Genomic DNA, 11,907 nt, shown 5'->3' on the forward strand with positions numbered 1-11,907 from the left:
CGACCCCCCGGGCCGGGGTCGGCCCCCCGGAGGCCGCCGGCCTCCCCCGCGGGGCGTCCGGCCCTCCGACCGCCGGTGGACGGCCGGCACCTCCCGTCATCCCGACTTATTGCGGATAACCCACCTCGACGGGCCCCGTGAGGGCCCCTCGAGGTGGGTTATCCGCAATAAGTCGGCAGGGGCGGGGCGGTCAGGGGGTGGGGTGGTCGGGGGCGGGCGGTCAGGGGGTGGGGTGGTCGCCGACGAGCTCGACCGAACCGCCGTCGACCCCCTTGGCCCCGCGCACGACCTCACCGGTGGCGGGGCCGGCGGCGGACGCTTCCTGCACCTCGCCCATGACCCACGTGTCGATGCCGCGGGCGGCCAGGTGCGTCGTCGCCGCGTCGACCGAGGCGGCGGGCAGCACGGCGACGAAGCCGACGCCCATGTTGAGGGTGCGCTCGAGGTCGGCGCGCGGGACGCTGCCGAGCGCCCCGACGGTCGAGAAGACGGCGGGCGGGGTCCACGACGCCCGGTCGAGGCGGGCGTGGACGCCCTGCGGCAGGACGCGGGCGAGGTTGGCGGCGAGCCCGCCGCCGGTGACGTGTGAGAGGGCGTGGACGTCGACGCCGTCGAGCCGCACGAGGTCGAGCAGGTCGGCGGTGTAGACCCGGGTCGGCTCGAGCAGCTCCTCGCCGAGGGTGCGGCCGAACTCCTCGACGTGCCGGTCGAGCTGCCACCCGGCGTGCGCGACGACCCGCCGGACGAGGGAGTACCCGTTCGAGTGCAGCCCGCTGCTCGCGAGGCCGAGGACGACGTCACCGACCTCGACCCGCTGCGGCCCGAGGACCTCGTCGTGCTCGACGACTCCCGTGGCCGCGCCCGCGACGTCGTACTCGTCCGGGTCGAGCAGGCCCGGGTGCTCGGCGGTCTCCCCGCCGACGAGCGCGACCCGCGCCTGCTCGCAGCCCCGGGCGATGCCGGAGACGATGGCCGCGATGCGTTCCGGGACGACCTTCCCGCAGGCGATGTAGTCGGTCATGAAGAGCGGCTCGGCTCCGCAGACGACGATGTCGTCGACGACCATGCCGACGAGGTCGACCCCGATCGTGTCGTGCCGGTCGAGGACCTGGGCGATGGCGACCTTCGTGCCGACGCCGTCGGTCGAGGTGGCCAGCACCGGCCGTCGGAACCGGGCCAGCGCGCTCGCGTCGAACATCCCGGCGAAGCCGCCGAGCCCGCCGAGGACCTCCGGCCGGGTCGCGCGGCGCACCGACTCCTTCATCAGCTCGACGGCCTCGTCACCCGCCTCGACGTCGACCCCGGCCGCGGCGTAGGTGATGGACGTCGGCTGGTCGGTGTCGCTCACGCCGGGAAGCCTACCGAGGCCGCCCACCGGCGTCGTGTGCCGAGGTGGTCGCCGGGACGACCACCTCGGCACACGACTCCGCGGGTCCGTGGCGTCAGAGGGCCTTGAGGATGTCCTCGACGCGTTCCTTGGCGTCGCCGAAGAGCATCTGGGCGTTCTCGCGGAAGAAGAGGGGGTTCTGGACGCCGGCGTACCCGGTGGCCATCGAGCGCTTGAAGACGATGACGTCCTTGGCCTCCCAGACCCGCAGCACCGGCATCCCGGCGATCGGGGAGGTGGGGTCCTCGGCGGCGGCGGGGTTGACGGTGTCGTTGGCGCCGATGACGAGGACGACGTCGGTCTCGGCGAGGTCGTCGTTGATCTCGTCCATCTCGAGGACGATGTCGTAGGGGACCTTGGCCTCGGCGAGCAGCACGTTCATGTGCCCGGGCAGCCGCCCGGCGACCGGGTGGATGCCGAAGCGGACGTCGACGCCCTGGGCCCGCAGCCGCTTGGTGAGGTCGGCGACCGCGTGCTGGGCCTGCGCGGTGGCCATCCCGTAACCGGGGGTGATGACGACCGAGTGCGCGTCGGTGAGCAGCGCCGCGGCACCCTCGGCGGTGATCTCGCGGTGCTCGCCGTAGTCGGTGTCGTCGGCGGCCGCGGTGCCGCCCTCGACCCCGAAGCCGCCGGCGATGACCGAGATGAACGAGCGGTTCATCGCGCGGCACATGATGTACGAGAGGTAGGCACCGGAGGAGCCGACGAGCGCCCCGGTGATGATGAGCAGGTCGTTGCCGAGGAGGAACCCCGCCGCGGCCGCCGCCCAGCCGGAGTAGCTGTTGAGCATCGAGACGACGACGGGCATGTCGCCGCCGCCGATCGAGGCCACGAGGTGCCAGCCCAGCGCGAGCGCGAGGAGCGTGACCAGCCCGAGCAGGGCGTGCCGGCCGAAGACGGCACTCTCGGGCAGCAGGGTGTAGACGACGGTGAGGACGAGGAAGAGCCCGAGCGCGCCGAGGTTGAGCTGGTTGCGGAACGGCAGCGTCAGCGGTCGGGACGGGATGCGCGCCGACAGCTTGAGGAAGGCGACGATCGAGCCGGTGAAGGTCACCGCGCCGATGAAGACGCCGACGAAGACCTCGACGTCGTGGATCGTCGGGTACGCGGTCGCCTCGTACGAGGAGTTCCAGCCGACGAGGACCGCCGCGAGCCCGACGAAGCTGTGCAGCATCGCGATGAGCTCGGGCATGCCGGTCATCTCGACCTTGCGGGCGCGGTCGAGGCCGATGACCGCGCCGATGGCCATCGCGACGAGGATGAGCAGCAGCCCGAGCCAGCCGGAGCCGCCGGTCTCGACGCTCAGGCCGCCGCTGCTCTCGCGCAGGCCGGCGGTCGCGGCGAGCACGGTGACGACGAGCGCGACCGCCATCCCGGCGATGCCGAACCGGTTGCCCCGGCGCGCGGACTCGTGCCGGGAGAGACCGGCGAGGGCGAGGATGAAGAGCAGGCCGGCGACGATGTAGGCGCCCTGCACGAGGGTCGAGCTCATCGGGCGGGCTCCTCGCGCTTGAACATCTCGAGCATTCGGGCGGTCACCCGGAACCCACCGAAGACGTTGATGCTCGCAACGAGGATGCCGACGAAGGCCAGCACCGTGACCGCCGCGCTGCCCCGCCCGACCTGGAGCAGCGCACCGACGACGATGATGCCGCTGATCGCGTTGGTCACCGACATCAGCGGGGTGTGCAGCGCGTGGTGGACGTTGCCGATGACGTAGAACCCGATGACCACGGACAGCATGAAGACCATGAAGTGACCGAGGAACGGCGGCGGGGCGAAGGCCGAGACGACGAGGAAGAGCACGGCGCCGGCGGCCGCCAGGCCCAGCTTCGCCTGCCCGCTCATCGGCTGACGTGCCGGCGTGGCCGCCGCGGTGTCGACGGTGACGACGTCGGTGCTGGGCGCCGGCGCGGCCGAGACCTGTACCGGTGGTGGCGGCCACAGCACCTCACCGTCGCGCACGACGGTCATCCCGCGCTGGACGACGTCGTCGAGGTCGAGGTGCAGCTCGCCGTCCTTCTCGGGGGTCAGCAGCTTCATGAGGTTGACCAGGTTGGTGCCGTACAGCTGGCTGGCCTGGGTCGGCAGGCGCCCGGGGAGGTCGGTGTAGCCGAGGATCGTGACCCCGTTCTCGGTGACGACCTTCTCGCCGGCGACCGTGCCGGCGACGTTGCCCCCGTTGGCCGCCGCCATGTCGACGACGACCGAGCCCGGCTTCATCGAGGCGACCATCTCCTCGGTGAGCAGCCGCGGCGCCGGCCGCCCGGGGATGAGCGCGGTCGTGATGACGATGTCGACGTCCTTGGCCTGCGCCGCGTAGAGCTCGGCGGCCTTGGCGTCGAAGTCGGCGCTGGTCTCCTTCGCGTACCCGTCGGCGGACGGGCCCTCGTCGGCGACGTCGATGCGGAGGAACTCGGCGCCCATCGACTCGACCTGCTCGGCCACCTCGGGTCGGGCGTCGAAGGCCCGCACGACCGCGCCGAGGCTGTTCGCGGTGCCGATCGCGGCGAGCCCGGCGACCCCGGCACCGACGACGAGGACCTTGGCCGGCGGCACCTTGCCGGCCGCCGTCACCTGGCCGGTGAAGAACGAGCCGAACTCGTGCGCGGCCTCGACGACCGCCCGGTAGCCGCCGATGTTGGCCATCGAGGACAGGACGTCGAGGGACTGGGCCCGGCTGATGCGCGGCACGGCGTCCATCGCCAGCGCCGTGACCCCGCGCGCAGCCAGCTGCTCGACGAGCTCGGGGGCGAGGGCGGGCGAGAGCAGGGCGGCGAGGACCTGGCCGGGACGCAGCCGGCCCAGCTCGGCCTCGGACGGCGCGTTGACCTTGAGGACGACGTCGGCGTTCCACACCGCGTCCTCGATGACGTCGGCGCCCGCCTGGCGGTACGCGTCGTCGGTGAAGCTCGCGCGCGCACCCGCACCGGTCTCGACGAAGACGGTGTAGCCGAGGCCGACGAGCTGCTCGACGGTCTTCGGCGTGGCCGCGACACGGGTCTCCCCGGGCCGGGACTCGCGAGGGACTCCGATGCGCACTGGGCTTCCTCTCCGACGCAGGGGCGGTCCCGACCGAACCTAGCGGGTCGGGCCGAGGGATTCAGCACGTGTGTCACGCCACACAGCGGCGGCGGCGCGCCGGACCCCTCGGGACCGCGGCGCGCCGCCGTTCGCGTGCCTCGGGGCTCAGCCCTCGGAGCGCCGGAAGCCGCTGCGCTCGGCGGCGGCCGCGTCGTAGAACCAGACGTCGGGGTCGGCCGAGTCGTAGCCGGGGTCCTCCGGGACGCGGTAGGTCATGGTGTCGCGGTAGGCCTGGACCGGGTGGTCGAGGGGCTGGGCGCCGTCGTCGATCGGGGCGGCCGAACCCATCCCGAAACCGCCGTCGCGGATCTCGTCGAACTCCGAGACCCGGCGGGAGCCGGATGCCTCGGCGGGTGCGGGCTGGTCGTCGGCGACGTCCTCCGGCTCGGGCTGCTCGTCGGCGACGACCTCCGTCTCGGGCTGCTGGTCGGCGACGTCCTCCGGCGCGGGCTGCTCGTCGGCAACGTCCTCCGGCGCGGGCCGCTCGTCGGCGACGTCCTCCGTCTCGGGCTCCTCGGGCAGCGGTTCCGCGGACGCGGGGTCGACCGGCTCCATCCCGGCGTCGGCGGCCTCGCGGTCCATCTCGGCGCGCTCCTCGGCGAGCCGGTCGCCGCGCTCCCGGTTCTCCTCGAGCATCTCGGCCTCGTCGGCGCCCCAGTCGCGCTCGGGGGTGGGGTCCTCGGCGTCGGCGACCGGCTCCTCCGGCTCGGTGAAGGCGCCGTGGCCGGGGTCCTCGACGACCTCGGCGGCCTCGTCCGTGGTCGGCGCGTCGTCCTCGGTGGGCGCGGCCTCGGTGGGCACGCCCCCGGTGGGCGCGTCCTCGGACGCCGGCTGCTCCGGGGTGTGCCCCGAGACGGCCTCGTCGGCCTGCCGGGAGACCGGCTCCCCGGCCGGCTCGACCGGCTCGGAGGCGGGCTCGTCCTCGACGACCGGCGTCTCGGCGGCGGCCGGCTGCTCGGCCGCCTCGGGGCGCGGACCGCCCCACTCGCCGGGTGGGGTGCGGGCGTCGTCCGCCGCGGAGACGTCGTCGTCGATGTCGGCCACGGACGTCTCCGTACCCGCTGCGGTGGGGTCCCACACCTCGTCGGACGCCCGCGTCTCGGCCAGCACCTCCTCGTCGGTGTCGTCGCGGTAGTCGGCGGCGGCGGCGATGCGAGCGCTGTGCGCCTCGGCCTCCGGGTCGGCGACGGTCTCCTCCGCCGCGGCCGGGGCGGCCTGCGCGACCGGCGAGGGCTCCTCGAGCGGCGGCGCCCAGGGGGACCGCTCGAGGACCGGCTCCTCGACCGGCTGCTCGGCGACCGCCTCCTCGGTGACGGGAGCCGGCTCCTCGGCGACCGGGGTGCCGGGCGCGGGCTGGGCGGCCGCCAGCTCGGCGCCCATGACCGCCGCACCGGCCGCACCGGGCACGGGGGCCGCGGGGCTGCCGGCCCACGCGGCGCGCTCGGCCTCCTCGCGCATCCGGCGCACCTCCGCGCGCGTCATCGGGCGGTCGTCGCCGTCGGCGCCGTCGGCGGGGTCGGGGGTCTCGACGTCCGGGTCGACCCGGTCGGCCTGCGCGAGCAACGCGTCGTGCTCGGTGCGGGCGGCCTCGACCCCGGCCCGGGTCCGGCCGGCCTCGGCGGCGAGCCGGTCCGCCTCGGCCGCGAGCCGCTCCGCCTCGGTCTGCGCCACGCCGGCGCGGTCCTCGGCCTGGGCGGCGAAGGCCTCCTGGCCGGCGATGGTCGTCGCGAGGCCCTCGGCCTCGGCGCGCAGGACGGCTGCCTCGGCACGCGCCTCGTCCTTGCGCGACGACGAGCGGCGCACGAGCAGCCAGACGACGAGCACGACGACGACGATGACGAGGAGCAGGAGGAGCAGCTGGTCGGTGGACATCTGGGAACTTCCTGTCGAGAGCACGCCGGAACCGGCGTCGTCGGACAACCTACCGTCGCGTCGGGCACCGGCCGAAGCGGCCGGACCCGGACCGACGGTCCCCTGCGCCGGGCCAACCTAGGGCCTCGCGCGGTCGGGCGCCAGCAGGGCCTCCGACGGTGGACGCCGAGCGCGTCGGCGCTGGTCAGAGGCCGAGCTCGGCCACCGTCGCCTCGCGCATCTCGACCTTGCGGACCTTGCCGGTGACCGTCATCGGGAACTCGTCGACGACCTTGACGTAGCGCGGGATCTTGTAGTGCGCGAGCCGACCCGAGCAGTACTCGCGCACCGCCTCGGCGGTCAGCGGCACGGCGCCGTCCCTCATCCGGACCCAGGCGCACAGCTCCTCGCCGTACCGCTCGTCCGGGACGCCGATGACCTGGGCGTCGAGGACGTCCGGGTGGGTGTAGAGGAACTCCTCGACCTCGCGCGGGTAGATGTTCTCGCCGCCCCGGATCACCATGTCCTTGATCCGGCCGGTGATCTGCACGTAGCCGTCGTCGTCCATCACCGCGATGTCGCCGGTGTGCATCCAGCCGTCGACGAGCACCTCGGCCGTCTTCTCCGGCTCCTCCCAGTACCCGAGCATCACCGAGTAGCCCTTGGTGCAGAACTCGCCCGGGACACCCCGTGGGAGGGTCTCGCCCGAGACCGGGTCGACGACCTTGATCTCGAGGTGGGGATGCACCGAGCCGACCGTGTTGACCTTCTGCTCGAAGGTGTCGTCGGTGCGGTTCTGCGTCGACACCGGCGAGGTCTCGGTCATGCCGTAGCAGATGGTCATCTCCTCGATGCCCGACTCGATGAGCTGGGTCATCATCGACGCCGGGCACGGCGAGCCGGCCATGATGCCGGTGCGCACCGACGACAGGTCGTACGAGGAGAAGTCCGGCAGAGCCCATTCCGCGATGAACATGGTCGGCACGCCGTAGAGCGAGGTGCAGCGCTCCTCGGAGACCGCCGCGAGCGTCGACGCGGGGTCGAACCCCGGCGCGGGGATGACCATGCAGGCGCCGTGGGTCAGGGCCGCCAGGTTGCCCATCACCATCCCGAAGCAGTGGTAGAAGGGCACCGGGATGCAGATGCGGTCGGCCTCGGTGTACCGGCACAGCTCGCCGACGAGGTAGCCGTTGTTGAGGATGTTGTGGTGCGAGAGCGTCGCACCCTTGGGGAACCCGGTCGTGCCCGACGTGTACTGGATGTTGATCGGGTCGTACGGGTCGAGCTCGCGCTGGGCGAGGGTCAGCCGCTCGGGGCTCACCTCGTCGGCCGCGGAGAGGAGGGCGTCCCACGACTCCCGGCCGATGACGACCACCTGCTCGAGCGCGGGGCACTCGGGCCGGGCCGACTCGACCATCGCGACGTAGTCGGAGGTCTTGAACGACTCGGCCGTCACCAGCACCCGGATGCCCGCCTGGCCGAGGACGTAGGTGAGCTCGTGGGTGCGGTACGCCGGGTTGATGTTGACGAGGACGGCACCGACCTTGGCGGTGGCGAGCTGGACGAGCACCCACTCCGAGCAGTTGGGCGCCCAGATGCCGACCCGGTCGCCCTTGCCGACGCCGACCGCGAGGAACCCGCGGGCCAGCCGGTCGACGGCGGCGCCCAGCTCGGCCCACGTCATCCGGACACCCTGGGCCCGGTCGACGAGCGCCTCGCGGCCCCCGTGCTGCTCGACCGTGGCGTCGAGCTGGTCGCCGATGGTCTGCTCGAGGAGCGGGGGCTCGAGGACCCCGACGGTGTGCGAGAGCTGGGGGTCGGGGGTCTCGGTCATCGGGGTCCCTTCGGTCGGTCCGGTCCGCCCCAGCCAACACGCCCGTCCCCCGCAGGGCAACAGCTCGGTCGGTCTGGCGCGGGATGTGGTCAGCGCGGGGTGGGGCGGGAGAGGCGGTCGAGGACACCGACGAGCAGCGCTTCGCGGAGCGCCGGCGGGCAGGCGTCGAGCAGGGCGTTGACCGGCGCCATCCGGGTCGGGAGGGCGATGCCGCCGCCCTCCCCCGCGAGACCCGCGGCGGCGAGGAGCCCGGCGAACCCGGCGTCGTCGACGGTGGCCGGGTCGAGGCCGGCGAGCATCCCGGCGAGCTGCGGGTCGACGGCCACGGGCCCGGCGGCGCGGGCGGCGGCGACGGCGTCGCGCAGGGCCTCGACGAACTCCCCGACCGCCGGCGCGGTGGCGGCCGACAGGGTGAGGTGCAGGGTCGGCGGGAGGGCACCGAAGGCCATCTGCGGCTGGACGAACCAGCCGCGGACGAGCATCTCGTCGGCGATCGTGAAGACGTCGCACGAGCCGTCCGTGGCGAGGACGAGGAGGGTGGAGTCGGGCTCGGCGACGACGCGGAGCCCGTCGACCTCGGTCGCTGCAGCCGCGAGCCCGACTGTCGCGGAGCGGGTCTCGCGGGCGAGCCGGGCGTAGCCATCGATGCCGATGTGCCGGGTCACGGCCCAGGCCGCCGCGAGGGGCCCGCCGGACTTCGTCGACTGCATCGTCGTGTTGAGCATCGTGTAGCCGGGCCAGTCGGCGGACGCGAACAGGTGGCCCCGGCGCAGTGCGGCGTCCCGGTGGAGCAGCAGCGAGACGCCCTTGGGGGTGTAGGCGTACTTGTGCAGGTCGACGCTGATGCTCGTCACCCCCTCGACCGCGAAGGTCCACGGCGGCACGTCGTCGAGGTGGGGCAGGACCCAGCCGCCGATGCACGCGTCGACGTGGCAGCGGACGCCGGCCTCGGCGGCGGCCCGCGCGACGTCCACGACCGGGTCGACGACGCCGTGTGCGTACGAGGGAGCCGAGGCGACGACGAGGACGGTGGAGGGGTCGAGCGCCGCCCGCACGGCCGCCGGGTCGGCCCGCAGGGTGGTGGGGTCGACCTCGACGACGACCGGCCGGACGCCGAGGTACTTCGCCGCCTTCCGGAACGCCGCGTGGGCCGTGGACGGCAGCACCATGCTCGGCGCCACGACGCCCGGGGCGCCCTCACGCGCGGCCAGCACGGCGAGCAGGATCGACTCGGTGCCGCCGGAGGTCACCGAGCCGGCGAAGCCCTGCGGGGCGTCGAGCAGCGCGCCGGCGTCGGCGACGAGGTCGTTCTCCATCCGCAGCAGTGAGGGAAACGCGGTGGGGTCCAGGCCGTTCGACGACGCGAACATCGAGAGGGCCTCACGGCCGAGGGTATCGGCCTCGGCAAGCCCGGAGTCGTAGACGTAGGCCAGGGTGCGCCCGCCGTGGGTCGGCAGGTCGTCGGCGCGCAGGGCGCGGAGCTCGGCGAGCACGTGGCCGGCGTCCTCACCGGCGGGACGGTCGGTGGTCATCGGTGGGACATCCCCTCGTCGAGGTGGTAGCGGCGGAGCACGAGCAGGGACCCGGCGACGAGCACCGCCGGCACGACGGTGAAGCCGAGGGCGATCGCCACGTGCGCCGAGTCCGGCTGCACCGCAGCGGAGTCGGTGCTCGAGACGTATCCGCCGAGGGCGAGCACCCCGGCGTACAGGAACGGACCGACCGCGAGGCCGAGCGTCTCGCCGGCGGTCCACACGCCGGTGTACGTGCCGGCGCGGTCCTCCCCGGTGCGCGCGGTGTCGGCCGCGGCGACGTCGGGGAGCATCGCGAGCGGGAACATCTGGCAGGCCGCGTACCCGACCCCGACGACGCCGACCGCCGCCGCGGTCGCCGCCGTGCCGACAGCGGTGGCGGCCAGCGTGGCGAGGGCTCCGGCCCCGAGGAGGACCGAGCCCCAGACGTACCCGGTGCGCTTGCCGCGGCGCTCGCCGACGCGCTGCCACAGCGGCGTGACGAGCAGGGCCGGGCCGACGAAGCAGACGAAGAGGACGGTGGAGGCGCCCGGGCTGCCGAGGAGGACGCGGGCGACGTAGTCGACACCGGCCAGCATCGCCCCGGTCGCGAGGGCCTGGAGCACGAAGACGGCCAGGAGGGTGCGGAAGTCACGTGCTGCGGCGACGACCCTCAGCTGGTCGCGCAGGCTGCCCCCGGCCGTCGCGGCCCGGCTCATCGGCGCGGTGCGGGTCCCCCACCACGCGCCGACGGTGCCGATCGCGATGAGCACGGCGACGAACAGCCCGACGCCGCGGTAGCCCCACGTCGGCCCGAGGGCGTCGCGGACCACCGGGGACAGGCCACCGCTCACGAGGATCGTGAGGGCCAGGACCGCGACCCGCCAGGTCATCAGCCGGGTGCGCTCGTCGTAGTCGTCGGTCATCTCCGCCGGCATCGCGACGTAGGGGACCTGGAAGAACGCGTAGGCCGTGGCGCACGCGAGGAACAGGACGACGACCCACGTGGCGGCGAGGCCGGTCGGGCTGGTCGGGCCGGAGAAGAGCAGGACGAAGGCGACCGCGAGCGCCAGCCCGGCGCGCAGGAGGAACGGCCGGCGGCGTCCGCCGGGATGGGTCGAGCGGTCGCTGACCCGTCCGGCGACCGGGTTGAGGAGGACGTCCCAGGCCTTGGGGAGGAAGACGACCAGGCCCGCGACCCCGGCCGGGACGCCGAGCCGGTCGGTGAGGTACGGGAGGAGGAGCAGCCCGGGCACGGTGCCGAACGAGCCGGTCGCGACCGACCCCAACCCGTAGCCGCGACGGGCGGAGACGGGGAGCGGCGCGGCCATGACCGGACCCTAGTGGGCAGGATGGGCGGGTGAGTGGAGGTCGCAGGTTCCGAGGACGCATCGCCGGGGTGGGCTCGAGCTCGGGGGTGCGCGTCGTCGTCGGGTGGTGGCCGGAGTCGCCGTTCGGGGAGTTCGCCGACGCCATGGTCGAGACCGCCTCGGGACACCGGGTCCTCCTCGCACCGACCGACGAGGTCGCCGACCTCGTGTCCACGACGTACACCTTCGACGAGGTCCGGCTCGAGCCCTTCGCGGTCACCGCCGCGGCCGGGACCGCGGGCTCCTCCGGGCGCTGGGCCGTGCGCTCGCCGTCGCTGACCCTCGACCTCGACGTGGGCGGGCGCACCCTGCTCGGCGCGCTGCTGCGGCGCGTGCCCCGGCCGCTCGCCGAGAGCCCGGTGTTCGCGACCCTCGCCGACCCCGTGGCGCGCGTCGTGCTGCGCGGCGTGCGCACCCGCGGCGTCGCCCGGGCCGGCCGGCGCGAGTACTACGGAGCGACCGACGTCCGCTCGGTGAGCTGGGTGGCGGGTCGCTTCGACGGCGTCGAGCTCGGTCGGCTGGCTCCGGTCGAGCCGCCCTGTCGGTTCGGGTTCTCCTCCACCCCGCGCCGGCCGTCGGTGACGAGCGTGACGACGACCATCACCGACCTCGGCTGACCGCTGGCGCGCCGGGCCGGCAGCGGGTCGGGGGCGCCGGTCCGGCCGCCGTCGTCGGGGTCCGGTCGCCTCCAGGTCCCGCGACATGCGGACGGACGGGCCCGGTCATCCGCATGTCGCGAGACCTGAAGCGACCGAGCGCGACTCGGCTCGACCGTCAGGTGGCCCAGGCCCAGACCTGAACGGACCGATCCCCGACGACGCTCCTATGGTTGGTCAAGCCGGTGAGGGGCCGTGTTCGAGGAGTCGGTAC

The 11,907-nt window shown here is 74.1% G+C and carries 8 protein-coding genes; 1 reads left to right on the plus strand and 7 read right to left on the minus strand.

What is annotated here, in order from left to right:
* Positions 1-220 precede the first annotated feature (220 nt).
* The 7 genes from purM to PKA89_RS19900 form a co-directional block, all read right to left on the minus strand.
* Positions 221-1,348, minus strand: a complete 1,128-nt coding sequence (gene purM / locus PKA89_RS19870) for a phosphoribosylformylglycinamidine cyclo-ligase (RefSeq protein WP_324422527.1) — start codon at positions 1,346-1,348, stop codon at positions 221-223.
* A 94-nt stretch (positions 1,349-1,442) separates the two neighbouring features.
* Positions 1,443-2,879 carry a Re/Si-specific NAD(P)(+) transhydrogenase subunit beta gene (gene pntB / locus PKA89_RS19875; protein ID WP_324422529.1) on the minus strand — a complete coding sequence of 479 codons (1,437 nt, stop codon included), beginning with the start codon at positions 2,877-2,879 and terminating at the stop codon, positions 1,443-1,445.
* The gene (locus PKA89_RS19880) at positions 2,876-4,429 is read right to left on the minus strand and encodes a Re/Si-specific NAD(P)(+) transhydrogenase subunit alpha (RefSeq protein WP_324422531.1); all 1,554 of its coding nucleotides are present in this window, start codon (positions 4,427-4,429) and stop codon (positions 2,876-2,878) included. The genes pntB and PKA89_RS19880 overlap by 4 nt, the downstream gene beginning before the upstream one ends.
* 147 nt (positions 4,430-4,576) lie before the next feature.
* The gene (locus PKA89_RS19885; RefSeq protein WP_324422533.1) at positions 4,577-6,343 is read right to left on the minus strand and encodes a hypothetical protein; all 1,767 of its coding nucleotides are present in this window, start codon (positions 6,341-6,343) and stop codon (positions 4,577-4,579) included.
* A 184-nt stretch (positions 6,344-6,527) separates the two neighbouring features.
* A complete protein-coding gene (locus PKA89_RS19890; RefSeq protein ID WP_324422537.1) occupies positions 6,528-8,156 on the minus strand; it encodes an AMP-binding protein in 1,629 nt (542 codons plus the stop codon).
* 89 nt (positions 8,157-8,245) lie between these two features.
* Positions 8,246-9,688 carry an aspartate aminotransferase family protein gene (locus PKA89_RS19895; protein ID WP_324422539.1) on the minus strand — a complete coding sequence of 481 codons (1,443 nt, stop codon included), beginning with the start codon at positions 9,686-9,688 and terminating at the stop codon, positions 8,246-8,248.
* A complete protein-coding gene (locus PKA89_RS19900; RefSeq protein ID WP_324422541.1) occupies positions 9,685-10,998 on the minus strand; it encodes an MFS transporter in 1,314 nt (437 codons plus the stop codon). Before PKA89_RS19900 ends, PKA89_RS19895 begins: the two co-directional genes overlap by 4 nt.
* A gap of 29 nt (positions 10,999-11,027) precedes the next feature.
* Between PKA89_RS19900 and PKA89_RS19905 the strand changes: the two genes are divergently transcribed.
* Entirely contained in the window at positions 11,028-11,654 is a 627-nt protein-coding gene (locus PKA89_RS19905; protein ID WP_324422543.1) for a hypothetical protein, read from the plus strand.
* Positions 11,655-11,907 lie beyond the last annotated feature (253 nt).

Origin of the sequence: Phycicoccus sp., from assembly GCF_035325325.1 — a bacterium.
Taxonomy (GTDB): domain Bacteria; phylum Actinomycetota; class Actinomycetes; order Actinomycetales; family Dermatophilaceae; genus Phycicoccus.